Here is a 24,943-nt window from a genome sequence, read left to right on the forward strand (position 1 = left end):
CGGCGTGATGCTGAACAAATACCCTCTGTGGAAATACGTACTGATCCTGGCGGTGCTGGTGATCGGTTTTATTTATTCCGCACCCAATCTCTACCCTGACGATCCGGCCATTCAAATCAGTGGCGCGAGCACTGCGCTGCAGGTGAACCAGGCTGACCTTGATCGCGTGAGCCGAGCGCTTACCGATGCAGGCATTACGGTCAAAGGCTCCTCGCTGGCCGATAAGGGCAAGGGCGGGTTGTTGCGTCTGACCAAGCAAGAAGACCAATTGCCAGCCAAGGACGTCGTGCGCAAGGCTTTGGGGGACGATTATGTCGTCGCGCTCAACCTGGCTCCGACCACGCCCAAGTGGTTGCGTGGCATTGGTGCAAGCCCGATGAAGATGGGCCTCGACTTGTCCGGTGGTGTGCACTTCCTGTTGGAAGTGGATATGGATAAGGCGCTGAGTGCGCGTCTGAACGTTTCTGAGGGCGAAGTTAAAACCCTGTTGCGCAAAGAGCGTGTGCGTTATCGCAGCATGCCGCAACTCGACGGTGGTATTCAGCTTGGTTTCAGCGATGCTGACTCTCGCGAACAAGCGCGTGCCCTGATCCATAAGAATTTCAGCGATTTCGCCCTGACCACCAATGAGCGCGGCGACTTGAGTGTTCTGCGTCTGGCGATGACTCCGGCGAAAATTGCCGAAATCCGTGAATACTCCATCAAGCAGAACTTGACCACGGTGCGTAACCGGGTCAATGAACTGGGTGTCGCCGAGCCTCTGGTTCAGCGTCAGGGTGCCAACCGTATCGTGGTTGAGCTGCCGGGCGTGCAGGACACCGCTGAAGCCAAACGTATTCTGGGCAAGACTGCCAACCTGGAGTTCCGTCTGGGCGCAGGTCCCGATGATTCGAAAGCCACTACCGAGATGTTCGAGTTCCGTGAGGGCGGTCGCCCTGCGGCGCCGGTCGAGCGTGGTCTGATCATCACCGGTGACCAGGTGACCGATGCCAAGGCTGGCTTCGATGAGCACGGTCGTCCGCAAGTGAACATCCGTCTGGATGGTCATGGTGGTGAGCTGATGAGTCGTTCGACTCGCAGCAACGTGGGTCGCAGCATGGCGGTGATCTTCATCGAGCAAAAGCCGACGACCACCTACACCAAGCAGATGGTCGATGGCGTCGAGAAAGACGTTCCGGTCCAGACCTTCACGGAAGAGAAGAAAATCATCAGTCTGGCGACCATCCAGTCGCCGCTGGGTAGCCAATTCCGTATTACGGGCCTCAATGGTCAGGGCGAGGCTTCCGAGCTTGCGCTGCTGTTGCGTGCTGGTGGTCTGGCTGCGCCGATGTACTTCGCTGAAGAACGCACAATCGGTCCGAGCCTGGGTGCTGACAACATCACCAAAGGTATTCATGCATCGCTGTGGGGCATGCTGTTTGTGTCGCTGTTCATCATGGCGATCTACCGTTTCTTCGGCATCATTGCCACCGTCGCACTGGCCGTGAACATGGTTATGCTGCTGGCGCTGATGTCCTTGCTGGGTGCGACGCTGACCCTGCCGGGTATCGCCGGTATCGTTCTGACCATGGGTATGGCGGTCGACGCCAACGTACTGATCTTCTCGCGAATACGTGAAGAGATTGCTACGGGCATGACGGTACAGCGGGCAATCAACGAAGGCTTCGGCCGGGCATTCACCGCGATCCTCGACGCCAACCTGACAACACTGTTGGTCGGCGGCATTCTCTTTGCGATGGGCACAGGCCCTGTCAAAGGCTTTGCGGTGACCATGTCGCTCGGGATCTTTACCTCGATGTTCACGGCCATCATGGTGACCCGCGCAATGGTCAACCTGATCTTCGGCGGACGTGACTTCAAGAAGTTGTGGATTTAAGGGGCTGCCATGTTACGTACGATTAACTTCATGGGCGTTCGCAATATTGCGTTCGCCTTCACCATGTTCCTTACCGCGCTGGCGTTGTTTAGCTGCTTCCATAAAGGGCTCAACTACGGTCTGGACTTCACGGGCGGTACGCTGATCGAGCTGACCTACGAGCATCCGGCTGATCTGAGCAAGGTGCGTCAGGAGCTGGTTTCTGCCGGTTACCACGACGCCATTGTGCAGAGCTTTGGCGCTACCACCGATTTGCTGGTGCGTATGCCGGGCGAAGACCCTCAGTTGGGTACTCAAGTGGCGCAAGCCTTGCGCAAAGGTGGCGCGGATAACCCGGTCACCGTCAAGCGCGTCGAGTTCGTTGGCCCGCAAGTGGGTGAAGAGCTGCGCGACCAAGGCGGCCTCGGCATGCTGATGGCGTTGGGCGGGGTTCTGATTTACCTGGCCTTCCGCTTTCAGTGGAAATTCGCCGTCGGTGCGATCGTCTCCTTGATTCACGACGTGATCGTCACCGTGGGGATTCTCTCGTTCTTCCAGGTGACCTTTGACCTCACGGTGCTTGCTGCCGTATTGGCGATCATCGGTTACTCGCTGAACGACACCATCGTGGTTTTCGACCGGGTCCGGGAAAACTTCCGGATACTGCGCAAGGCGTCGTTGATTGAAAACATCAACATCTCCACTACGCAAACCCTGTTGCGGACCATGGCGACCTCGATCTCCACCTTGCTGGCAATCGTGGCGCTGTGGGTATTCGGTGGCGACAGCCTGCACGGCTTCTCCGTCGCATTGTTCATCGGTGTGCTGGCGGGTACTTACTCATCCATCTACATCGCCAACGTGGTGTTGATCTGGCTGAACCTGAGTACCGAGGATCTGATTCCTCCCGTAGTGGCTGACAAGGTTGACGAGCGTCCGTAGGGCTTCATAGCTTTACCGGTGTCGACCCAGAAGGGCGTGAGTATTGAACTCACGCCCTTTTTTGTACTCCAAGGCCAGGATTAGCGTGGGAAATTTCGCGCGTTGTGACCAGGAGTTTCAAGTGAACAAGTCGTTGCTAGTGGGTACGGTGTTGGGGGCTGTCGCTGTGACCGCCGGGGGCGCTTTTGCTACCTATAGCCTTGTTAAAGGCGGCGCCCCTGAGTATGCGCAAGTGCTAGGCGTGCAGCCGATCAATGAGCAGATCAAGACCCCGCGTCAAGTCTGTAAAGATGTGGCGGTGACGCGTGAAAGGCCCGTCAAGGACGAGCATCAAATCATGGGTAGCGTGCTCGGCGCTGTGGCCGGTGGCCTGCTTGGCAATCAGGTGGGCGGCGGCAATGGTAAAAAGCTCGCTACAGTCGCGGGCGCTGTCGGCGGTGGTTACGCCGGTAACCGAGTGCAAAACCACATGCAGAACAGCGATACCTACACGACTAACCAGACGCGGTGTAATACCGTCAACGACATCAGCAGTAAAGTCGTCGGTTATGACGTGAAGTATCAGTTGGATGGCAAAGTCGGTCAGGTGCGGATGGACCGTGATCCTGGCAGCCAGATCCCGGTCGACAAGCAGGGTCAGTTGGTATTGGGTCAAGCCGCTCCGGCACCGCAAACCACCCAGCAATAAGGGGTTGGTTAGAGAAAAAGCACCTACGGGTGCTTTTTTGTGTCTGGTGTTTCCTGTCGGCGCCACCACACTAATGTCCAGGTCGCCCAAAATCCTGTGGGAGGCCTCGCCGCGTCTTCGACGCTGCGCTGTCGCGCAGCAAACTGGCTCCTACGAATCTGCGTTCGGCTGAAAATATAAGGAAATTTATTTTTATTTTTCAATGAGTTATAGGTTGTTTGATGAGAGCAAGCTTGCTTGCGAAGGCAGTGTCATGAGCCCAGATACATTCGCAACTGATGATGCCTTGAATGAGGGCTAATCAGGCAAACCGCGCCGCGTCCTTCGCAAGCGAGCTTGCTCCCACAGGGTGCTTGTATGTCTGACGCGGTTGTGTTGATACAAGTGACAGGCATAAAAAAACCGGCAAACGCCGGTTTTTTTGTCGACCCTGGAGCTTAACGCTTCAGCGAGGCCGGCAGGTGCGGTGCGATTGATGTCAGCACGGCTTTGAAGCACTTGGTGTTACCGGCAACGATATGGCCTTTTTCAAGGAAGTCGTGACCGCCGGTGAAGTCGCTCACCAGGCCGCCGGCTTCTTGAATCAGCAGTGCGCCTGCGGCCATGTCCCACTCGGACAGACCTGATTCCCAGAACGCATCGAAACGACCGGCAGCGACATAAGCGAGGTCGAGGCTGGCGGCGCCTGCACGGCGAATACCGGCAGTCTGGCCAACCAGGCTGCGGAACATGCCCAGGTAGTTTTCCAGATTGTCCATTTGCCCGTCGCGGAACGGGAAGCCGGTACCCAGCAGGGCGCCTTCGAGGCTTTTGCGCTGGCTGACGCGCAGACGGCGACCGTTAAGCGCAGCGCCACGGCCACGGCTGGCGGTGAATTCTTCCTGACGGACTGGGTCCAGAACCACGGCATGTTCAAGACGGCCGCGGTATTTGCAGGCAATGCTGACAGCGAAGTGCGGGACGCCGCGTACGAAGTTGGTGGTGCCATCAAGCGGGTCGATGATCCACAGGTACTCTGTGCCCTCGCCACTGCCTTCGTGCATGCCGCTTTCTTCGCCAAGGATGCCGTGAGTCGGGTAGGCCTTGCGCAGGGCGGTAATGATGCTCTGCTCGGCAGCGCGATCGATTTCAGTGACGTAATCCTTCGCGTCTTTTTCATCAACCTTGATGGTATCCAAGCGCTCGATGGAGCGGAAAATCAATTCACTGGCGCTGCGGGCGGCGCGCAGCGCGATATTCAGCATGGGCTGCATGGACGTTTCACCTAGGTCGTTAAAGAAAGCCGAACATTGTAGGGCGTGCCATCAATTATTTCCAGCACGCATAGCGTCCATAGCGTTAATGGGGGTGGTTCTGTAAGATTTGCTCCCCTTTCTCCCGTCTGTGAGAACTTGCATTGCTGCAAAATATTCGTGTTGTCCTGGTCGGTACCAGTCACCCCGGTAATATCGGTGGAGCTGCTCGTGCCATGAAAAACATGGGGCTTTCACGCCTGGTGCTGGTCGATCCGCTGGTGTTCCCTAACCATGAGGCGGATGCGCGTGCGTCTGGCGCAAGCGACATCCTCGAAAACGCACAGGTCGTGGCCACCCTTGAAGACGCGTTGGTCGGCTGCAATCTGGTGCTGGGCACCAGTGCGCGTGATCGGCGAATCCCATGGCCCTTGCTTGATCCGCGCGAATGCGGGGTGATGGCGTCCGAGCAGGCGGCGCAGGGCGCTGAAGTGGCGCTGGTGTTCGGTCGTGAATACGCCGGCCTGACCAACGAAGAGCTGCAGCGATGTCACTATCACATCCATATCCCTTCGGACCCTGAATTCAGTTCGCTGAATCTGGCGGCGGCGGTCCAGGTGCTGGCGTATGAAGTGCGGATGTCCTGGCTCGCGGCGCAAGGGCAGCCGACCAAAGTCGAGAAGGTCGAAGTGGCCTCTGCGCGCAGCGTGGAAGAAGTCACTACGGATGAGATGGAGCTGTTTTATGGCCATCTTCAGTCCACGCTGGTCGATATCGGTTTTCTCGATCCGGAAAACCCCCGTCACCTGATGGCACGCTTGCGTCGCCTGTTCGGTCGTAGCGCGGTGTACCGGTCGGAAATGAATATTTTGCGCGGCATCCTCACCGAGACGCAGAAAGTGGCGCGCGGCGAGCCCCATAAGCGGAAGGAATAATGATGTTCGAGCGTTTGCGAGAAGATATTCAAAGTGTATTCCACCGTGATCCCGCCGCCCGCAACGCCTTCGAGGTGTTGACCTGCTACCCCGGTATGCACGCAATCTGGCTGCATCGGTTGTCGCATTATCTGTGGACGCTTGACTGGAAGTGGCTGGCGCGCGTGGTGTCCAATTTCGGACGTTGGTTGACCGGGATTGAGATTCATCCGGGGGCGACGATTGGGCGGCGCTTCTTCATTGATCACGGGATGGGCATCGTGATCGGCGAAACGGCGGAAATCGGCGACGACGTCACGCTCTATCAGGGTGTCACCCTGGGCGGAACCAGCTGGAACAAAGGCAAGCGCCACCCGACGCTTGAGTCGGGCGTGGTGGTGGGGGCGGGTGCCAAGGTGCTGGGGCCGTTCACTGTCGGTGCGGGAGCCAAGGTCGGTTCCAATGCGGTGGTCACCAAGGCGGTGCCAGCGGGTGCCACGGTGGTGGGCATTCCAGGGCGGATCATCATCAAGTCCGACGACGAAGTGGAAGCCAAGCGCAAGGCTATCGCCGAAAAACTCGGTTTCGATGCCTATGGCGTCAGCGAAGATATGCCGGATCCGGTGGCGCGGGCGATTGGTCAGCTGCTCGATCATCTGCAGGCGGTCGATGCAAGGCTGGAAGGCATGTGCGGCGCGCTCAACGCGTTGGGCAGTGACTACTGCGCCAAAGAGCTGCCGGCGTTGCGCGGCGAGGTGTTTGATTGCGTGAAAGACAGCGGCGAAAGTAAAGTCGGCTGAAAGGCCGGAAGGGCGCAACGGTACTAGCCATAAGGCGTGTGCCAATGCGCCCTTGCATTTGCTATGATGCTGCCGCTGTTTCGCGGGTAATCCCGACTGATTTACTCGGTCTTATAGTTGACTTAAATACTCGGGAATAGCATACTCGCACTCATTCCGAACCTCCGTGGTACATGCCATGCGACTGACTACAAAAGGCCGATACGCTGTAACCGCCATGCTTGACCTGGCATTACATGCGCAGCACGGGCCAGTGTCTCTGGCCGATATCTCCGAGCGGCAAGGCATATCCCTGTCCTATCTTGAGCAACTGTTCGCCAAGCTGCGTCGCAGTAATCTGGTGTCGAGCGTGCGGGGGCCTGGTGGTGGTTACCAGCTGTCCCGTGACATGCAAGGCATCCAGGTCGCGCAGGTGATCGACGCGGTCAACGAATCTGTCGATGCAACACGTTGCCAGGGTCTAGGTGATTGCCATGCAGGCGATACCTGCCTGACTCACCACTTGTGGTGCGACCTCAGTTCGCAAATTCACGATTTTCTTAGCGGTATCAGCTTGGCTGACCTTGTCACTCGCAGTGAGGTACAAGAAGTCGCTCAGCGCCAGGATCTGCGCCGAAACACCTGCAGAACACCCCAGCTGGATAAGATTGAAACGTCCGCCGTCGAATGAACACAGATGAATGCGCGGCGCGCCTGCCTGATTAGGAGATATTCAATGAAATTGCCGATTTACCTCGATTACTCCGCGACTACCCCGGTCGATCCGCGCGTCGCGCAGAAAATGAGTGAATGCCTGCTGGTTGACGGAAACTTCGGTAACCCGGCCTCGCGTTCCCACGTTTTTGGCTGGAAAGCTGAAGAGTCTGTGGAGAATGCTCGCCGTCAGGTCGCTGATCTGGTGAACGCCGACCCGCGTGAAATCGTTTGGACATCCGGTGCTACCGAGTCCGACAACCTTGCGATCAAAGGCGTTGCGCACTTTTACGCCAGCAAAGGCAAGCACCTGGTCACCAACAAGATCGAACACAAAGCGGTCCTGGACACCATGCGTCAACTTGAGCGTGAAGGTTTCGAGGTCACTTATATCGAGCCCGGTGAAGACGGCCTGATTACGCCTGCGATGGTCGAAGCAGCTTTGCGTGACGACACCATCCTGGTTTCGGTCATGCACGTTAACAATGAAATCGGCACCATCAACGACATCGCGGCCATCGGTGAGCTGACCCGTTCGCGCGGTGTGTTGTTCCACGTCGATGCAGCCCAGTCTACTGGTAAAGTCGAGATCGACCTGGCCAACCTCAAGGTTGACCTGATGTCGTTCTCTGCGCACAAAACCTACGGCCCTAAAGGCATCGGCGCGCTGTACGTGAGCCGCAAACCGCGCGTTCGCATCGAAGCGACCATGCACGGTGGCGGTCATGAACGTGGCATGCGTTCGGGTACATTGGCGACCCACCAGATTGTCGGCATGGGCGAAGCGTTCCGCGTTGCCAAAGAAGACATGACGGCTGAAAACCTACGTATCAAGGCCCTGAGCGCTCGCTTCCTCAAGCAGGTTGAGGGTCTGGAAGAGCTGTACATCAACGGCAGCATGGTTTCCCGCGTACCGCATAACCTGAATTTGAGCTTCAACTACGTAGAAGGCGAGTCGCTGATCATGGCGCTCAAGGACCTGGCGGTTTCGTCCGGTTCCGCCTGCACCTCGGCTTCGCTGGAGCCGTCCTACGTGTTGCGCGCCCTGGGCCGCAACGATGAGTTGGCGCACAGCTCGATTCGCTTCACCTTCGGCCGTTTCACCACCGAAGAAGAAATTGACTACGCCGCACAGAAAGTCTGTGAGGCCGTTACCAAGCTGCGCACATTGTCGCCGCTGTGGGATATGTACAAAGACGGTGTCGACATCTCCAAGATCGAGTGGGCTGCGCACTAATACGTCGCCTCGAAGAGCGGCTACCTGATGAGAGAGGATTAGCACCATGGCATACAGCGAAAAGGTCATTGACCACTACGAAAACCCGCGTAACGTCGGCAAGATGGACGCGGAAGATCCTGATGTGGGTACCGGCATGGTCGGCGCACCGGCTTGCGGCGACGTAATGCGCCTGCAAATCAAGGTCAACGAGCACGGCATCATCGAAGACGCCAAGTTCAAAACCTACGGTTGCGGTTCGGCTATTGCCTCCAGCTCCCTGGCTACCGAGTGGATGAAAGGCAAGACTCTGGATGAAGCAGAGACCATCAAAAACACTCATCTGGCTGAAGAGTTGGCGTTGCCGCCGGTGAAAATCCACTGTTCAGTTCTCGCAGAAGACGCCATCAAGGCGGCTGTTCGCGATTACAAGCAGAAGAAAGGCTTGCTCTGATCCCTGTTTGGGGACGGGCCTTTTTTTAACGAAGCTTGATTCAAGTAAGGAGTTTCGATGGCTATCAGCATGACAGAAGCTGCCGCTCAACACGTACGTCGCTCCCTCGATGGCCGCGGCAAAGGTGACGGAGTTCGTCTGGGTGTTCGCACCACGGGCTGCTCAGGTCTGGCCTATGTGTTGGAGTTCGTCGATGAGGCGGGCAGTGAAGACACTGTGTTCGAGTTGCACGGCGTCAAAGTGATCATCGATCCGAAAAGCATGGTCTATCTCGATGGCACCGAGCTTGATTTCGTCAAGGAAGGGTTGAACGAAGGCTTCAAGTTCAACAACCCGAACGCGCGCGGTGAATGTGGCTGCGGCGAAAGCTTCAATATCTGAGGCTGATCGTGGGAATTCCTTGTCATTTCGCCTTATTCGAGCTCAAGCCAAGTTTTCGCCTGGATCTCGATCAGTTGGCGACGCGCTACCGTGAGTTGGCGCGTACCGTACATCCAGACCGTTTTGCTGATGCTTCCGAGCGTGAGCAACGGCTGGCGCTAGAACATTCTGCGAGTCTCAACGAGGCCTACCAGACGCTCAAGAACGCTCCGAAACGGGCGCGTTACTTGCTGACGCTGGAGGGTGCCGAGTTGCCGTTGGAAGTCACCGTGCAAGACCCCGAGTTCCTCATGCAGCAGATGCAGTGGCGTGAAGAACTTGAGGATTTGCAGGATGAAGCCGACCTGGCGGGTGTTGCGGTATTCAAGCGCCGGCTCAAAGTCGCTCAAGATGAACTGAACGAAAGCTTCGCTGCCTGTTGGGATGATGCTGCACAACGTGGATTGGCTGAACGGCTGATGCGGCGTATGCAGTTCCTCGACAAGCTCACCTATGAAGTGCGCCAGCTTGAAGAGCGCCTCGACGATTAACCCCGTGCTGCCTTGGCCGCACGCCTGTGAATTTCGATAAGCATGGCCCTACTGCAGATCGCCGAACCCGGCCAAAGTCCCCAACCACATCAGCGCCGTCTGGCGGTTGGGATCGACTTGGGCACTACCAATTCGCTGGTCGCTGCGTTACGCAGCGGACTTTCCGAGCCGCTGGCTGATGGCGATGGGCAGGTTATTCTGCCGTCTGCCGTTCGCTACCATGCTGATCGGGTCGAAGTAGGGCAGAGCGCCAAAAGCGCCGCCGCTATCGATCCGTTCAATACCGTGTTGTCAGTCAAGCGACTGATGGGGCGTGGCCTGTCCGACGTCAAACAGCTGGGTGAGCAACTGCCTTACCGATTTGTTGACGGCGAGTCTCACATGCCGTTCATCGACACCATTCAGGGGCCGAAAAGCCCGGTGCAAGTGTCGGCTGAAATTCTCAAGGTGCTGCGTCAGCGTGCTGAAGAGTCCTTGGGTGGCGAGTTGGTGGGGGCGGTGATTACCGTTCCGGCCTATTTCGACGACGCCCAGCGCCAGGCCACCAAAGATGCGGCTCGGCTGGCCGGTCTCAACGTTTTACGCCTGCTCAACGAGCCTACCGCTGCGGCGGTCGCTTATGGTCTGGATCAACACGCTGAAGGCGTGGTTGCGATCTACGACCTGGGTGGCGGTACGTTCGATATTTCCATTCTGCGTCTGACGGGCGGCGTCTTTGAAGTCTTGGCAACCGGTGGCGATACCGCACTGGGCGGCGATGACTTCGATCATGCAATTGCCAACTGGATCGTGAGCGAAGCCGGTCTTTCTGCCGACCTCGATCCCTCTGCACAACGCAGCCTGTTGCAAGCCGCTTGTGCGGCCAAAGAAGCGTTGACCGAAGTCGATTCGGTCGAGGTCGTGCATGGCGATTGGCATTCTGTGCTGACCCGCCAGGCCTTCAATGCGCTGCTTGAGCCCATGCTGGCGCGCAGCCTGAAGGCCTGTCGGCGTGCGATTCGCGATGCGGGTATCGAGATTGAAGAAGTTGAAGCGGTGGTCATGGTGGGCGGTTCGACCCGTGTACCGCGCGTGCGAGAGGCTGTCGCCGAACTGTTCGGTCGTCAGCCACTGACCAAGATCGATCCGGATCAAGTGGTGGCCATTGGCGCTGCGATCCAGGCTGATACGCTGGCAGGCAACAAGCGTGACGGTGAAGAACTCTTGCTGCTTGATGTGATTCCACTGTCTTTGGGGCTCGAAACCATGGGCGGGTTGATGGAGAAGGTGATTCCACGTAACACCACCATTCCCGTTGCCCGAGCTCAGGATTTCACCACCTATAAAGACGGCCAGTCAGCCATGATGATTCATGTGCTGCAAGGCGAGCGTGAGTTGATCAGCGATTGCCGCTCCCTGGCGCGCTTCGAATTGCGTGGCATTCCGCCGATGATTGCCGGTGCTGCGAAAATTCGCGTGACCTTCCAGGTCGACGCCGACGGTTTGCTCAGCGTCGCAGCCCGCGAACTCGGTTCGGGCATTGAGTCCAGCATCCAGGTCAAGCCATCCTACGGCCTGACTGACGGCGAGATTGCTCGCATGCTCAAGGATTCGTTCCAGTATGCAAGTGATGACAAAGTCGCTCGCGTACTGCGCGAACAGCAAGTCGACGCTCAGCGTCTGCTTGAGGCGGTGCAGGGTGCGCTGGCTGTGGATGGCGAACGCTTGCTCGACGCTGAAGAGCGGACGGTCATCGAGTTGCAAATGCAGGAACTGAGTAAATTGACGCAGGGCACTGATGGTCCGGCCATTGAGCAACAGACCAAGCGTCTGTCGCAGGTCACCGATGCCTTTGCAGCCCGACGCCTGGATTCAACGGTGAAAGCCGCGCTGGCGGGGCGCAACCTGAATGAAATTGAGGAATAACTGATGCCGCAGATCATTTTTCTGCCCAATGCGGATCACTGCCCCGACGGCGCTGTGATCGACGCTTATCCGGGTGAAACCATCATCCGTGCTGCGAAGCGTAATGGCATCGAGATCGAGCATGCCTGCGAGATGTCCTGTGCCTGCACCACCTGCCACTGCATCATTCGCGAAGGTTTCAATTCGCTCGAGCCTTCTGACGAGCTCGAAGACGATCTGCTCGACAAGGCCTGGGGTCTGGAAATGGAATCCCGCCTGTCGTGCCAGGCGATCGTCGGTGAAGAAGACCTCACTATCGAAATCCCGCGTTACAACATTAACCAGGTGTCCGAAGGGCACTGATAAGGAGCTGGCATGAGTCTTAAATGGGTTGATGTGCTGGAAATCGCTATCCAGCTGGCCGAGAGCAAACCTGATGTCAATCCGCTCACGGTGAACTTCGTCGATCTGCAGCGCTGGGTGCTTGCCCTGCCTGAGTTCAGCGATGATCCTGCGCGTGGTGGAGAGAAGGTTCTTGAGGCGATTCAGGCAGCCTGGATCGACGAGCTGGACTGAGCCGCTTTCGCAGTTAGGCAATAACCCTAAACCCGCGTATAATTCGCGGGTTTAATTTTTCGCTTTAATCATTGTTTCTGGAGTTACACCATGGCTGTTCAACGTACTTTCTCCATCATCAAGCCTGACGCCGTTGCTAAAAACGTAATCGGCGAGATCGTCACTCGTTTCGAAAAAGCCGGCCTGCAAGTCGTTGCTTCGAAAATGAAACAGCTGTCCAAAGCAGAAGCTGAAGGTTTCTACGCTGAGCACAGCGCTCGTGGCTTCTTCGGCGACCTGGTTGCTTTCATGATCTCCGGCCCGGTTGTTGTTCAGGTTCTGGAAGGCGAAAACGCCATTGCTAAAAACCGCGAACTGATGGGCGCTACCAACCCTAAAGAAGCAGCTGCCGGCACCATTCGCGCTGATTTCGCTGATTCCATCGACGCCAACGCTGTACACGGTTCCGATTCAGAAGCCGCTGCTGCACGTGAAATCGCTTACTTCTTCGCCGCTACCGAAGTAACCGCTCGTCAGGCCTAAGGCCCAATGAGTGAGGGTGAAAAAATGACAACATCGACTGGCAAAACAAACCTGTTGGGTCTGACTCAACCGGAAATGGAGAAGTTCTTCGACTCGATCGGGGAGAAGCGTTTCCGTGCCGGTCAGGTGATGAAATGGATTCACCACCTTGGCGTCGATGATTTCGACGTCATGACGAATGTCAGCAAGGCCTTGCGTGAAAAACTCAAGGTCTGCGCTGAAATTCGCGGTCCCGAAGTCGTCAGTGAGGACATTTCCACCGATGGCACCCGTAAATGGGTGGTGCGTGTGGCGTCCGGCAGCTGTGTCGAGACCGTTTACATCCCTCAAGGCAAACGCGGCACGCTGTGCGTTTCGTCCCAGGCGGGCTGTGCCCTGGATTGCAGTTTCTGCTCCACCGGCAAACAAGGCTTCAACAGCAACCTCACCGCCGCTGAAGTGATCGGCCAGGTGTGGATTGCCAATAAATCCTTTGGCAGCGTCCCGGCAACCGTCGACCGTGCCATCACCAATGTGGTGATGATGGGCATGGGTGAGCCGCTGCTGAACTTCGATAATGTCGTGGCCGCCATGCACCTGATGATGGATGACCTGGGCTATGGCATTTCCAAGCGTCGGGTGACTCTGTCCACCTCAGGCGTGGTACCGATGATCGACGAGCTGGCCAAGCACATCGACGTTTCACTGGCATTGTCGCTACATGCACCCAACGATGCACTGCGCAACCAGTTGGTACCGATCAACAAGAAGTACCCGCTCAAGGTCCTGCTCGAGTCCTGCCAGCGTTATATGGCGACCCTGGGCGAAAAGCGCGTACTGACCATCGAGTACACGTTGCTCAAAGACATCAACGACAAGGTTGAGCACGCGGTCGAAATGGCCGAGCTGCTCAAGGACACGCCTTGCAAGATCAACCTGATCCCGTTCAACCCGTTCCCTCACTCAGGTTACGAGCGCCCCAGCAATAATGCGATCCGCCGTTTTCAGGATCAGTTGCATCAGGCGGGTTACAACGTCACTGTGCGTACCACGCGCGGCGAAGATATCGATGCAGCCTGCGGTCAGCTGGTTGGCCTGGTGCTGGATCGTACTCGCCGCAGCGAGCGTTATATTGCTGTGCGTGAGTTGAGTGCCGAGGCCGACCTGGCCCAAAGCGCTGCGACTCGAACCTGACTGAGAGGATATCCATGACCCTGCGCACCGCGCTTTTGCTGTGTTTCGTCACCGTGCTGGTTGGCTGCGTTTCATCGGGCGCGGTAGACCCGATGAGTACCCGCAAGGGCCGCGACGAGGCACGCGCCGCTTACGTGCAGCTGGGGCTTGGTTATCTGCAGCAGGGCTCGACCGAGCGTGCCAAGGAGCCGTTGAAGAAAGCCCTCGAGCTTGACAGTTCCGACGCTGATGCGAATGCTGCGCTGGCGTTGGTCTTCCAGGCTGAAATGGAGCCGGAACTGGCAGACAAGCAATACCTCAAAGCGCTTTCGGCACGTTCGAGCGATGCGCGAATCCTGAATAATTACGGCAGCTTCCTGTACGAGCAAAAGCGCTACAAGGAAGCTTTCGAGCGTTTTCAACAGGCCGCCGCCGATACGCTCTATCCGGAGCGTTCGCGAGTTTTCGAGAGTCTGGGGATGACTGCGTTGATGCTCAATCAACGTGACGAAGCCACCGGCTACTTCATCAAAGCCTTGCGACTGGATCACCGACAACCGCGCGCGCTGCTGGAAATGGCTGAGTTGTCGTTCGAAGACAGGCATTATGTGCCCTCGCGTGAGTATTACGACCGTTTTAGTCAACTGAGCGATCAAAATGCACGTAGTCTATTGCTCGGTACGCGGTTGGCAAAAATCTACGAAGATCGTGACAAGGCGGCCAGTTTTGGCCTGCAACTAAAAAGACTCTATCCCGGTACGCCGGAATATCAGCAATACCTGTCGGAGCAATGATGAAAGCGGCGCATCCCGAAGTTGTAGCAGCCACTCGCGTGAACCCTGGCGAGACCTTGCGTCAGGGCCGTGAGAGTAAAGACTGGTCGCTGCCTGATGTGGCCTCAAGGCTGAACCTCACCGTAGCGTCCTTGGGCAACCTTGAGTCTGGCGATTTTGAAAAATTACCTGGGCATACCTTTGCCCGGGGCTATATACGTGCCTACGCCAAACTGCTGGGTCTGGATCAAAGCGGGCTGGTTCAGCAGTTCGATCAATACACCGGTACTGATGCCCATGGCAGCAATGTGCATAGCCTGGGTCGTATCGAAGAGCCAGTACGCCTGTCGCACAATATCCTGCGTATTGTCAGCTTGTTGTTGCTGGTGGTTCTGGTGGGTGCCGGTTTCTTCTGGTGGCAGGATCAGACGTCGATGCGCGGCAAGGAGTCGGCAGGGGTCAACCTTGAACACGTCGAAGTCGAAAGCGCTGATGGCACGACCCAGATTCATCCGTTGGATGAGCCTGAAGATCAAGCCGTGATCGAGACTCAGGGGACGCCATTGCCGCTCGCCGCTGGCGAGCCTGCGGCTGAAGCCGCAACGACGGCGCCTGGTGCTCCTGCTGCAGCCACGCCGTCGACCACTGCTCCGGCGATACTGGCTGCGGCGCCAGTGCACACAACCCCGATCACCCCGGTGTCGGCATCGACAACCGCAACGGCACCCTCGACGCCGCAAGCGGAATCGGCGGTAGCGGGTTCTGGCAAGATCAACCTGCAGTACGTCTTCGATTGCTGGACTCAAGTGACCGATGCCAACGGCAAGGTGTTGCTCAGCGGTGTGAAGCGCAAGGGCGAGAACCTGGATGTCACCGGCAAGCCGCCGCTCACCTTGCGGCTGGGCTTTGCTCGCGGTGTTCACGTGAGCTACAACGGCCAGTTGGTGGACATGGCACCTTTTACCAGTGGCGAAACCGCTCGCCTGAAGCTAGGGCAATAAGTCATGCACGGCGAATCCCCGATCAAGCGTCGCGAATCTCGTAAAATTTGGGTCGGCTCTGTCCCTGTGGGTGGTGATGCGCCCATCGCGGTGCAGAGCATGACCAACAGCGACACCAACGATGTCGCGGCCACTGTTGCGCAAATCAATCGTCTGGAAGCCGCTGGCGTCGATATCGTGCGGATTTCTGTCCCAGACATGGACGCTGCCGAGGCGTTTGGCCGGATCAAGCAATTGGTCAAGGTGCCCCTGGTTGCCGACATCCACTTCGACTACAAAATTGCCTTGCGTGTGGCCGAACTGGGTGTTGACTGCCTGCGGATCAACCCCGGCAACATCGGTCGCGAAGATCGCGTACGTGCCGTGGTGAGTGCCGCCCGTGACCGTGGCATTTCGATCCGTATCGGGGTTAACGCCGGTTCGCTGGAAAAAGACCTGCAGAAAAAATATGGCGAGCCGACACCGGCCGCGCTGGTCGAGTCCGCGTTGCGGCATGTCGAGCATCTGGATCGCCTGGATTTCCAGGACTTCAAGGTCAGCGTCAAGGCCAGCGATGTATTCATGGCGGTGGAAGCCTACCGCTTGCTCGCCAAGCAAATTATTCAGCCGTTGCACCTGGGTATCACCGAAGCCGGTGGCCTGCGTTCTGGCACAGTGAAATCGGCCGTTGGCCTCGGGATGCTGCTCGCCGACGGGATTGGCGATACTATCCGCATCTCGTTGGCTGCTGACCCGGTCGAAGAGGTGAAAGTCGGTTACGACATTCTCAAATCGCTGCATCTTCGTTCCCGTGGCATTAACTTCATCGCCTGCCCGAGCTGCTCGCGGCAGAACTTCGATGTGGTCAAGACCATGAACGAACTGGAAGTGCGTCTTGAAGACTTGTTGGTGCCGCTGGATGTCGCGGTGATCGGTTGTGTGGTCAACGGTCCGGGCGAAGCCAAGGAGGCGCATATCGGCCTCACCGGCGGTACGCCGAACTTGATTTACATCGACGGCAAGCCAGCCCAGAAGCTGACCAATGACAATCTGGTGGATGAGCTTGAACGCTTGATCCGTCAGAGAGCGGCCGAAAAGGTCGCAGCCGACGCAGCGCTCATCGCGCGCGGCTAATCAGCATTTTTTAAGGATTTTTCGTGAGTAAGTCACTGCAAGCCATTCGTGGCATGAACGACATCCTGCCCGATCAGACGCCCCTGTGGCGGTATTTCGAGGGCACAGTGTCGCGTCTGCTGGATAACTACGGTTACGGTCAGATCCGTATGCCGATCGTCGAGTTCACCGAGCTGTTCAAACGCTCCATCGGTGAAGTGACCGACATCGTCGAAAAAGAGATGTACACCTTCGCCGATCGTAATGGTGACTCGCTGACCCTGCGCCCTGAAGGCACCGCCGCGTGTGTGCGCGCAGTGCTTGAACACGGCATTACCGGTGGCGGCCAGGTGCAGAAGCTTTGGTACATTGGCCCTATGTTCCGTCACGAGCGGCCACAGAAAGGACGTTATCGCCAGTTTCATCAGATCGGTGTGGAAGTCTTCAATCTCGATGGCCCGGATATCGATGCCGAGCTGATCGTTCTGACCTGGCGTCTGTGGGGCCTGCTGGGCATCCGTGGCGCGGTCAAGCTTGAACTCAACAGCCTGGGCACCAGCGAAGCGCGCGGGCGTTATCGCGAGGCCCTGGTTGAATTCCTGTCGGCGCGCCTGAGCGAGCTCGACGAAGACAGCCAGCGTCGTCTGAAAACCAACCCGCTTCGCGTTCTCGACACCAAGAGCCCTGAAACCCAGGCCGTTCTGGTGGACGCGCCGAAGCTGGTGGATTACCTCGACGACGAGTCGCGCATCCACTTCGACGGCCTCAAGGCGCGTCTGGATGCCGCCGGTATTCCGTATGTGATCAATCCCAAGCTGGTGCGCGGGCTCGACTACTACAGCAAAACCGTTTTTGAATGGGTCACCGATCAGTTGGGCGCCCAAGGCACCGTGTGTGCCGGCGGTCGTTATGACGGACTGGTCGAGCAGATGGGCGGCAAGCCTACGACTGGCGTCGGTTTCGCGATGGGGATCGAGCGTCTGGTGCTGTTGTTGGAAACCCTGGGGCAGATCCCGGAAGAAATCTCGCGCCAGGTCGACGTCTATCTGTGTGCTTTCGGCGAAGCGGCCGAACTCGCTGCATTGACCCTGACCGAACGTTTGCGTGACCAGTTGCCGAACCTGCGTTTGCAGGTCAATGCTGGCGCTGGCAGTTTCAAAAGCCAGTTCAAAAAAGCCGACAAGAGCGGTGCGCTGTACGCGCTGATCCTGGGCGACGATGAACTGGCTCAGCACGTGGTCGGTTTCAAACCCCTGCGTGGCCAGGGCGAACAACAAAATATTGCCTGGGATGCTCTGTCCGAGCACCTGGCCGCCTGCGTCGTGCAGGGTTGAAGCTGATAAACAGCCGTTTTAGCGAATAGGAGTATTGGGGTGTCGCGTACCGAAGATGAAGAGTTGGCCGTGATGAAGGACTGGTGGCAACGCAACGGCAAACCCCTGGTCACTGGCGGTTTGCTGGCGTTGGTCGTGGTATTTGGCTGGCAGGCCTGGCACAGATATCAGGGCAATCAGTCGCAAGGCGCTTCGATGCTCTATCAGCAATTGCTGGAAACGACCCTGACCCCCAACGGTCAGCCTGATACCGCACGCGTTGCGGACATCGCGACCAAGCTGAAAAGCGAATTCGGTGGCTCGACTTATGCCCAGTACGGCAGCCTGTTCGTGGCCAAAGTGGCGGTCGATACCGGCAAGCTCGATGATGCTGCTGCTGAGCTCAAAGCCATTACCGACAAGCCAGTGAGCGATATGCTGGGTGAGATCGCACGTCAGCGTCTGGCTCGGGTATTGGCAGCTCAGAACAAAGTCGACGAAGCACTCAAGCTGCTCGACGGTGATGCCGACAAAGCATTCCTGGCCAGCCGTGAAGAACTCAAGGGCGACCTGCTGGTACAGCTAGGCCGCACCGACGAGGCGCACGCCGCTTACCAAAAAGCCAAATCCGCGCTGTCGCAAGAAGCGGCAGTGGGTGGCCTACAAATGAAACTCGACGACCTGGCGAAAGGGGATGCGTGACGTGAAGCGTTGGAAACATGCAGCATTGCTGGCCTTGGTCATTTTGGCTGCGGGTTGCAGCAGCAACAGCAAAAAGGAATTGCCACCGGCTGAGCTGACCGACTTCAAAGAAGAAGTGGTTCTGCAAAAGCAATGGAGCCGCTCCATCGGTGATGGCCAGGGCAAAATCTACAATATGGTGGTTCCGGCGGTCGAAGGTGAGCATATCTTCGCTGCGGACGTGACCGGTGTGGTGATGTCCCTGGACCGCATGACGGGCGACGTGATCTGGAAAAAAGACCTTGAACTGCCTGTTTCCGGTGCCGTTGGCGTAGGCTCCGGTCTGGTGATGCTCGGTACGCTCAAGGGCGAAGTCGTGGCGATGGACTCCGCCACCGGTGACGTAAAATGGCGCGCTCGCGTTTCCGGTGAAGTGCTGGCACCGCCTGCCACTAATGGTGACGTGGTCGTAGTACAGACGCAGGGTGACCGCGTGGTCGGCCTCGACGCCGCCACGGGCAACCGGCGCTGGCTCTATGAAAGCACACCTGCGGTGCTGACATTGCGCGGTACCGGCGCACCTATCGTGACCAGTCACCTTGCGCTGGCAGGCTTGTCAACGGGTAAAGTCGTCGCCCTGGACACGTCGAACGGTGTTCCGATCTGGGAGCAGCGTATCGCCATTCCACAAGGTCGCTCGGAGCTGGATCGTGTTGTCGATATCGACGGTGGGCTGCTGTTGTCCGGTAGCACGTTGTACGTCGCAAGCTACCAGGGTCGCGTCGCCGGTCTGGATGTGGAGAGCGGTCGTGTGCTTTGGCAGCGTGATGCGTCAAGCTATGCGGGTGTCGCTCAAGGTTTTGGCAGCGTCTACGTGAGTCTGGCCAACGGCACTGTCGAGGGCGTCGACGAGCGTTCGTCGACGGCTCTTTGGAGCAACGATGCGTTGGCGCGTCGCCAGTTGAGTGCGCCGGAAGTGTTTTCCAGCTACGTAGCGGTCGGCGACATGGAAGGCTATCTGCACTTGTTGAGCCAGGTTGATGGTCGTTTCGTTGGCCGTGAAAAAATTGACGGCGATGGTCTGCGCGTCCGGCCGGTGGTTGTTGGCGACATGATTTATGTTTTTGGCAACAGCGGCACGCTGGAAGCCCTGACGATCAAGTAGTGGCTGTTTATGCTTGAGGCTGCTGTCTATGCGTTGAAACATAGGGCCTCTTGCAGCCTTGCTCCGGCAAGGCTTGCGGTACTTTGAGTGCCGCTCCGAACTCCGGCCGCTGCCATGCAGCGGCTTTTGTATTTTCTGAAATAACGAAGTGGAGAGCCGCATGGTTCCCGTAATCGCCCTGGTGGGTCGACCGAACGTCGGCAAGTCCACCTTGTTCAACCGCCTGACCAGGACGCGTGACGCCATTGTCGGCGACCTGTCCGGTCTGACCCGTGATCGCCAATACGGTGAGGCAAAGTGGCAAGGGCGTTCCTACATCCTGATCGACACCGGCGGTATCTCTGGTGATGAACATGGCATGGACGAAAAGATGGCCGAGCAGTCGCTGCTGGCCATCGAAGAAGCCGATGTCGTGTTGTTCCTGGTAGACGCCCGCGCCGGTTTCACCGCTGCTGACCAAATGATCGGCGAGCACTTGCGCAAGCGTGGCAAGCGTTCCTACGTGGTTGCCAACAAGGTCGACAACATCGATCCCGAGATGGCACGCGCTGAATTCAGCCCGTTGGGCATGGGTGATGCGATCCCGGTTGCCGGTGCTCACGGTCGCGGCATCACTCAGATGCTGGAAATCGCCCTGAGCGAATTCCCGAAAGACCCTGAAGAAGAGATCGAGGCCGAAGACGTCGCCGAAGGCCAGGAAGCCAAGCGCATTCCCGGTCCTAGCGAAAAAGACGGCATCAAAATCGCGATCATCGGCCGTCCTAACGTCGGTAAATCGACGTTGGTCAACCGCATGCTCGGTGAAGACCGGGTTATCGTCTATGACGAACCTGGCACCACTCGCGACAGCATCTACATCCCGTTCGAGCGTAACGACGAGAAGTACACGCTGATCGACACCGCCGGTGTGCGCAAGCGCGGCAAGGTCCACGAGGAAGTCGAAAAGTTCTCGGTGGTGAAAACCCTGCAAGCGATCAAAGACGCCAACGTGGTGATCTTCGTGATGGATGCCCGGGAAGGTGTGGTCGATCACGACCTCAACCTGCTGGGCTTTGTCCTGGAGTCCGGTCGTGCGTTGGTTATCGCCTTGAACAAGTGGGACGGCATGGATCCGAGCGAGCGCGAGTTCGTGAAGATCGAGCTGCAACGTCGCTTGTTCTTCGTCGACTTCGCCGACATCCACTTTATCTCGGCCTTGCACGGCACGGGCGTGGGCAATCTCTACCAATCGGTTCAGAACTCGTTCAAGTCCGCGGTTACCCGCTGGCCGACTAACCGCCTGACTCAGATTCTTGAAGACGCGGTCAGCGAGCACGCACCGCCGATGGTTGGCAGCCGCCGCATCAAGCTTCGCTATGCTCACTTGGGTGGCGCTAACCCGCCGTTGATCGTGATCCACGGCAACCAGGTCGAGAAAGTACCCAAGTCCTATGTCCGTTATCTGGAAAACACTTACCGCCGTGTGTTGAAGCTGGTCGGTACGCCAATCCGGATCGAGTTCAAAGGCGGGGAGAACCCGTACGAAGGCAACAAGAACACGCTGACAGACCGTCAGGTCAACAAAAAGCGTCGAATGATGTCGCACCACAAGAAGGCCGACAAAAAGCGCAAGGATAAGCGTTGATCCCGTAACGGATATTCTTGAGAAGGGCGCCAATGGCGCCTTTTTTTATGCGTGCGGTATGGGCTATCCTGTTTGTTTCCCGCGCCGCTGTAGAGCCGGGTGTAAGCAAGGGAATGGCCCATGATCACCAGCAAGCTGCCGAATGTCGGCACGACCATTTTTACCGTGATGTCCCAGCTCGCCGCGCAGACCGGGGCAATCAACCTGTCCCAGGGTTTTCCTGATTTTGACGGCCCCCAAGCGTTGCGTGATGCCGTTGGTCGGCACATCGCTGATGGTCACAACCAATACTCGCCGATGACCGGCTTGCCTGCTCTGCGCCAACAAGTTGCAGCCAAGATTGCCCGTAGCTATGGCCGTCAGGTGGATGCCGACAGCGAAGTCACCATCACCCCCGGCGCGACTCAGGCGATTTTCTGCGCGATCCAGACGGTGGTTCAGCCTGGCGACGAAGTGATCGTGTTCGATCCGTGCTACGACAGTTATGAGCCTTCGGTTCAGTTGGCCGGTGGTCGCTGCGTGCATGTGCAGTTGGGCCTGGACCATTTTGCCATTGATTGGCAGAAGCTCGGCGAAGCGCTGAGTCCGCGCACGCGCATGATCATCCTCAACAGCCCGCACAACCCCAGCGGCGCCTTGATCACCCGCGATGACCTCGATAAGTTGGCGGCGTTGATTGCCAATCGCGACATCTATCTGGTCAGCGACGAAGTGTACGAGCACCTGGTATTCGACGGCGTACAGCACGCCAGTGTGTTGGCCCATGAGGAGCTCTACCAACGAGCGTTCGTGGTCAGTTCGTTCGGCAAGACCTATCACGTCACGGGCTGGAAAACCGGCTACGTTGTTGCGCCTCCAGCCTTGACTGACGAGTTGCGCAAGATCCATCAGTACGTGAGCTTCTGTGGCGTAACGCCGCTGCAATATGCCTTGGCCGATTTCATGGCCGAGCATCCCGAGCATGTCGAAGAGTTGCCCGCGTTCTATCAGGCCAAGCGCGATCTGTTCTGCGATCTGCTTGAACCCTCGCGCTTCAGCTTCAGTCGCGCGGCGGGGACCTACTTTCAGTTGGTGGATTACTCCAGCATCCGTCCGGATCTGAATGACGTCGACATGTCGCTGTGGATGACCCGCGAGCATGGGGTCGCCTCTATTCCTATCTCGGTCTTTTACCAAGACCCACCAGCAGGGCAGCGCCTGATTCGTTTGTGCTTTGCCAAACGTGAGGAGACGTTGCGTCAGGCAGCGGAAAAACTATGTGTGATCAAAAACCATGCGTGATCTAAGCGAACTGCCCAACCTCAATATAGCGCTGGTCCAGACCACACTGGCGTGGCAAGACCGCGAGGCCAACTATGAACATTTCGAGCTGATGCTGGATCAGGCTCGGGGTGCCGATCTGATTATCCTGCCAGAGATGTTCACCACCGGTTTCTCGATGCAGTCCGAAACCTTGTCTGAGCCGGAAAACGGCCCCACTGCCAAGTGGATGCTGGCCCAGGCCAAGCGATTGGATGCGGTCGTGACGGGTAGCCTGATCGTTCAGGCCGCAGACGGCAGCCATCGCAACCGCCTACTGTGGGCGCGCCCCGACGGTGAGCTGTTGCATTACGACAAGCGCCACTTGTTTCGCATGGCGGGGGAGCACAAGCACTTCACCCCGGGCGAGCGTCAGGTCCAGTTCGAATTGAAAGGCTGGCGAATCCGGCCGTTGATTTGCTACGACCTGCGTTTTCCGGTTTGGAGTCGTGATGCGCAAGACACCGACCTGCTGCTGTATGTCGCCAACTGGCCCGGCGCACGACGTCTGCACTGGAACCGTCTGCTACCCGCTCGCGCCATTGAAAACCTCTGCTACGTCGCCGCAGTCAATCGAGTCGGCATTGACGGTAAGGGCTTTACGTACACCGGCGATAGCCATGTTTTCGACTTTCAGGGCGAAAGCCTGTTTAGCGCCGGTGAGGCCGATGGGGTGTTTCAAGTGTGCCTGAGCGCTGCCGATCTGGCCGCCTACCGCAAACGCTTCCCGGCGAATCTGGATGCTGATGTGTTTGAGCTGCATTAAGCCCTTCGCAGCGGGACGCGTAGCTTAGTCAATCACTGTCCAACATTTGGAGGGCAGTTCAAACTGTAGGGGCAACCGGGACGCGCAGTCTTGTTCGCGAGGCGTCATACCTGACACACGGCATCAAGCCCTTCGCCAACAAGCTGAACTGGCCTAATGATTCTGGACACCTTCATCGGGCGCTATGATGGCGCCCAAATCAGAGGTGTAAATTGACTAAAGCCATGCGGGTTTCCTACTCCACCGAGTTCAAGCTCAAGGCTGCTGCCTTGGTGTTGGACGAGAATAAGTCTGTCCAAGATGTCTGCGCCAACATGAATATCGGTCTGACCGCACTGCGTCGGTGGGTTGATCAGTTGCGCAAGGAGCGTCAGGGAAAAGCGCCAGTCGGAACCAAGGCAATCACACCTGAGCAAAAGCGTATTCAACATCTCGAAGCCCTTCTCAAGCAAAAAGACATGGACATCGAAATCTTAAAAAAGGCTGGTGCTCTCCTGCTGTCGGACTCCAAAGATCGTTTGTACTGATCGAAGGGCTGGGCGAGCATTACGGCATTAAACGTTGTTGCCGGGTATTGGAAGTCAACCGCAGCAGCTTCTATGACTGGCTCAGTCGTCGTGGCCGAGTTAACAAGCAACGAGAGCAGCTCAAGGTCGCCGCCGTTAAAATACATACAACTTCACGAGGGGCTGCGGGCACAAGGATGCTGTCCAAGGCGTTGCAGGCGCAGGGTCATCAGGTGGGACGTTACATGGCCCGCAGCTTGATGAGGGAGGCCAATATCGTCAGTCATCAACGTCGACCGCACAAGTACAAGTCCTCCGGTACAGAAGCGCTGATAGCTCCCCATGAGCTCAAACGCAAGTTCAAGGTTGAGGCCACGAACCAGGTATGGCTCGGCGATATAACGTACATAAAAGCCGGTAAACGATGGTTGTATTTGGCGGCTGTATTAGACCTGTATGCCCGTCGTATCGTGGGCTGGGCGCTATCGATGATCTCCGATGCCACGCTGGCCTGTGAGGCGTTGAAGATGGCTGGCGAGCTTCGGGGACGGCCTAAGCAAGTTCTGTTTCACTCGGATCAGGGTTGTCAGTACACCAGCCACAAATTTCGCGACGAACTGACAGCGCTGGAAATGGGGCAAAGCATGAGTCGTAAAGGCGAATGCTGGGATAACGCACCTATGGAGCGTTTTTTTGGAAGCTTGAAGTCAGAGTGGGTACCCCCTGAGGGCTATGCCACGGAAGCAGAAGCGCGAGCTGATGTAATGAGCTATTTGATGTACTACAACCGCACCAGACTCCACAGCTATAACGGTTATCAATCACCGATAGCTATGGAGCAAATGGCGGCGTAAACCTTAACAGGTGTCCAGAATTACTTGACC

The 24,943-nt window shown here is 57.4% G+C and carries 27 protein-coding genes; 26 read left to right on the forward strand and 1 reads right to left on the reverse strand.

Features of this window, described 5'->3' with window-relative positions; genetic code table 11:
- Positions 1–7 precede the first annotated feature (7 nt).
- The 3 genes from secD to AC1ME2_RS20155 all read left to right on the forward strand — a co-directional run bounded on the left by secD (position 8) and on the right by AC1ME2_RS20155 (position 3,485).
- Entirely contained in the window at positions 8–1,876 is a 1,869-nt protein-coding gene (gene secD / locus AC1ME2_RS20145) for a protein translocase subunit SecD (RefSeq protein WP_480436237.1), read from the forward strand.
- A 9-nt stretch (positions 1,877–1,885) separates the two neighbouring features.
- Complete coding sequence (secF, locus tag AC1ME2_RS20150) at positions 1,886–2,797, forward strand: protein translocase subunit SecF (RefSeq protein WP_480436240.1); 912 nt, start codon at positions 1,886–1,888, stop codon at positions 2,795–2,797.
- A 121-nt stretch (positions 2,798–2,918) separates the two neighbouring features.
- The gene (locus tag AC1ME2_RS20155; protein WP_480436241.1) at positions 2,919–3,485 is read left to right on the forward strand and encodes a glycine zipper 2TM domain-containing protein; all 567 of its coding nucleotides are present in this window, start codon (positions 2,919–2,921) and stop codon (positions 3,483–3,485) included.
- A gap of 437 nt (positions 3,486–3,922) precedes the next feature.
- On the opposite strand, the gene suhB is transcribed toward AC1ME2_RS20155, so the two are convergent.
- Positions 3,923–4,738, reverse strand: coding sequence for a type III secretion system regulator SuhB (gene suhB, locus AC1ME2_RS20160; RefSeq protein ID WP_480436243.1), 816 nt, complete (start codon positions 4,736–4,738; stop codon positions 3,923–3,925).
- A 143-nt stretch (positions 4,739–4,881) separates the two neighbouring features.
- Between suhB and trmJ the strand changes: the two genes are divergently transcribed.
- The 23 genes from trmJ to AC1ME2_RS20275 all read left to right on the forward strand — a co-directional run bounded on the left by trmJ (position 4,882) and on the right by AC1ME2_RS20275 (position 24,913).
- A complete protein-coding gene (trmJ, locus tag AC1ME2_RS20165) occupies positions 4,882–5,652 on the forward strand; it encodes a tRNA (cytosine(32)/uridine(32)-2'-O)-methyltransferase TrmJ (RefSeq protein WP_480436244.1) in 771 nt (256 codons plus the stop codon).
- A 2-nt stretch (positions 5,653–5,654) separates the two neighbouring features.
- Entirely contained in the window at positions 5,655–6,431 is a 777-nt protein-coding gene (cysE, locus tag AC1ME2_RS20170) for a serine O-acetyltransferase (RefSeq protein ID WP_480442243.1), read from the forward strand.
- Between the two features lie 178 nt (positions 6,432–6,609).
- Positions 6,610–7,101: a Fe-S cluster assembly transcriptional regulator IscR gene (gene iscR, locus AC1ME2_RS20175; RefSeq protein ID WP_480436245.1), complete on the forward strand. Its 492-nt coding sequence runs from the start codon at positions 6,610–6,612 to the stop codon at positions 7,099–7,101.
- A gap of 45 nt (positions 7,102–7,146) precedes the next feature.
- Complete coding sequence (locus AC1ME2_RS20180) at positions 7,147–8,361, forward strand: IscS subfamily cysteine desulfurase (RefSeq protein ID WP_480436246.1); 1,215 nt, start codon at positions 7,147–7,149, stop codon at positions 8,359–8,361.
- Between the two features lie 46 nt (positions 8,362–8,407).
- Positions 8,408–8,794, forward strand: a complete 387-nt coding sequence (iscU, locus tag AC1ME2_RS20185; RefSeq protein WP_480436247.1) for a Fe-S cluster assembly scaffold IscU — start codon at positions 8,408–8,410, stop codon at positions 8,792–8,794.
- Between the two features lie 57 nt (positions 8,795–8,851).
- The gene (iscA, locus tag AC1ME2_RS20190; RefSeq protein ID WP_219061126.1) at positions 8,852–9,175 is read left to right on the forward strand and encodes an iron-sulfur cluster assembly protein IscA; all 324 of its coding nucleotides are present in this window, start codon (positions 8,852–8,854) and stop codon (positions 9,173–9,175) included.
- Positions 9,176–9,183: 8 nt separating this feature from the next.
- A complete protein-coding gene (gene hscB, locus AC1ME2_RS20195) occupies positions 9,184–9,705 on the forward strand; it encodes a co-chaperone HscB (RefSeq protein WP_480436249.1) in 522 nt (173 codons plus the stop codon).
- A 42-nt stretch (positions 9,706–9,747) separates the two neighbouring features.
- Entirely contained in the window at positions 9,748–11,610 is a 1,863-nt protein-coding gene (hscA, locus tag AC1ME2_RS20200) for a Fe-S protein assembly chaperone HscA (RefSeq protein ID WP_480436250.1), read from the forward strand.
- A 3-nt stretch (positions 11,611–11,613) separates the two neighbouring features.
- Complete coding sequence (gene fdx / locus AC1ME2_RS20205; protein WP_480436251.1) at positions 11,614–11,952, forward strand: ISC system 2Fe-2S type ferredoxin; 339 nt, start codon at positions 11,614–11,616, stop codon at positions 11,950–11,952.
- Positions 11,953–11,964: 12 nt separating this feature from the next.
- Positions 11,965–12,165, forward strand: coding sequence for a Fe-S cluster assembly protein IscX (gene iscX / locus AC1ME2_RS20210; protein WP_480436253.1), 201 nt, complete (start codon positions 11,965–11,967; stop codon positions 12,163–12,165).
- 90 nt (positions 12,166–12,255) lie between these two features.
- On the forward strand, positions 12,256–12,687 hold the full coding sequence (gene ndk, locus AC1ME2_RS20215; protein ID WP_480411230.1) for a nucleoside-diphosphate kinase: 432 nt from the start codon (positions 12,256–12,258) through the stop codon (positions 12,685–12,687).
- A gap of 24 nt (positions 12,688–12,711) precedes the next feature.
- A complete protein-coding gene (gene rlmN / locus AC1ME2_RS20220; protein ID WP_480436254.1) occupies positions 12,712–13,860 on the forward strand; it encodes a dual-specificity RNA methyltransferase RlmN in 1,149 nt (382 codons plus the stop codon).
- A 14-nt stretch (positions 13,861–13,874) separates the two neighbouring features.
- Positions 13,875–14,633 (forward strand): type IV pilus biogenesis/stability protein PilW, encoded by a 759-nt coding sequence (gene pilW, locus AC1ME2_RS20225; RefSeq protein WP_480436255.1) that lies wholly within the window; start codon positions 13,875–13,877, stop codon positions 14,631–14,633.
- Positions 14,633–15,613 (forward strand): RodZ domain-containing protein, encoded by a 981-nt coding sequence (locus tag AC1ME2_RS20230; protein ID WP_480436256.1) that lies wholly within the window; start codon positions 14,633–14,635, stop codon positions 15,611–15,613. The genes pilW and AC1ME2_RS20230 overlap by 1 nt, the downstream gene beginning before the upstream one ends.
- A gap of 3 nt (positions 15,614–15,616) precedes the next feature.
- Positions 15,617–16,726: a flavodoxin-dependent (E)-4-hydroxy-3-methylbut-2-enyl-diphosphate synthase gene (ispG, locus tag AC1ME2_RS20235; protein WP_480436258.1), complete on the forward strand. Its 1,110-nt coding sequence runs from the start codon at positions 15,617–15,619 to the stop codon at positions 16,724–16,726.
- A 23-nt stretch (positions 16,727–16,749) separates the two neighbouring features.
- Positions 16,750–18,039, forward strand: coding sequence for a histidine--tRNA ligase (hisS, locus tag AC1ME2_RS20240; protein WP_480436261.1), 1,290 nt, complete (start codon positions 16,750–16,752; stop codon positions 18,037–18,039).
- A gap of 39 nt (positions 18,040–18,078) precedes the next feature.
- Entirely contained in the window at positions 18,079–18,720 is a 642-nt protein-coding gene (locus tag AC1ME2_RS20245) for a tetratricopeptide repeat protein (RefSeq protein WP_480436262.1), read from the forward strand.
- Positions 18,713–19,864 (forward strand): outer membrane protein assembly factor BamB, encoded by a 1,152-nt coding sequence (bamB, locus tag AC1ME2_RS20250; protein WP_480436264.1) that lies wholly within the window; start codon positions 18,713–18,715, stop codon positions 19,862–19,864. The genes AC1ME2_RS20245 and bamB overlap by 8 nt, the downstream gene beginning before the upstream one ends.
- A gap of 160 nt (positions 19,865–20,024) precedes the next feature.
- The gene (der, locus tag AC1ME2_RS20255) at positions 20,025–21,488 is read left to right on the forward strand and encodes a ribosome biogenesis GTPase Der (protein ID WP_219061138.1); all 1,464 of its coding nucleotides are present in this window, start codon (positions 20,025–20,027) and stop codon (positions 21,486–21,488) included.
- Between the two features lie 120 nt (positions 21,489–21,608).
- A complete protein-coding gene (locus AC1ME2_RS20260; protein ID WP_480436267.1) occupies positions 21,609–22,769 on the forward strand; it encodes a pyridoxal phosphate-dependent aminotransferase in 1,161 nt (386 codons plus the stop codon).
- On the forward strand, positions 22,762–23,553 hold the full coding sequence (locus tag AC1ME2_RS20265; protein WP_480436269.1) for an amidohydrolase: 792 nt from the start codon (positions 22,762–22,764) through the stop codon (positions 23,551–23,553). The genes AC1ME2_RS20260 and AC1ME2_RS20265 overlap by 8 nt, the downstream gene beginning before the upstream one ends.
- A 224-nt stretch (positions 23,554–23,777) precedes the next feature.
- The gene (locus tag AC1ME2_RS20270; RefSeq protein WP_480435584.1) at positions 23,778–24,080 is read left to right on the forward strand and encodes a transposase; all 303 of its coding nucleotides are present in this window, start codon (positions 23,778–23,780) and stop codon (positions 24,078–24,080) included.
- Between the two features lie 26 nt (positions 24,081–24,106).
- Complete coding sequence (locus AC1ME2_RS20275; protein WP_480442245.1) at positions 24,107–24,913, forward strand: IS3 family transposase; 807 nt, start codon at positions 24,107–24,109, stop codon at positions 24,911–24,913.
- Positions 24,914–24,943 lie beyond the last annotated feature (30 nt).

It is taken from the genome of Pseudomonas sp. ASL9 (assembly GCF_056680335.1).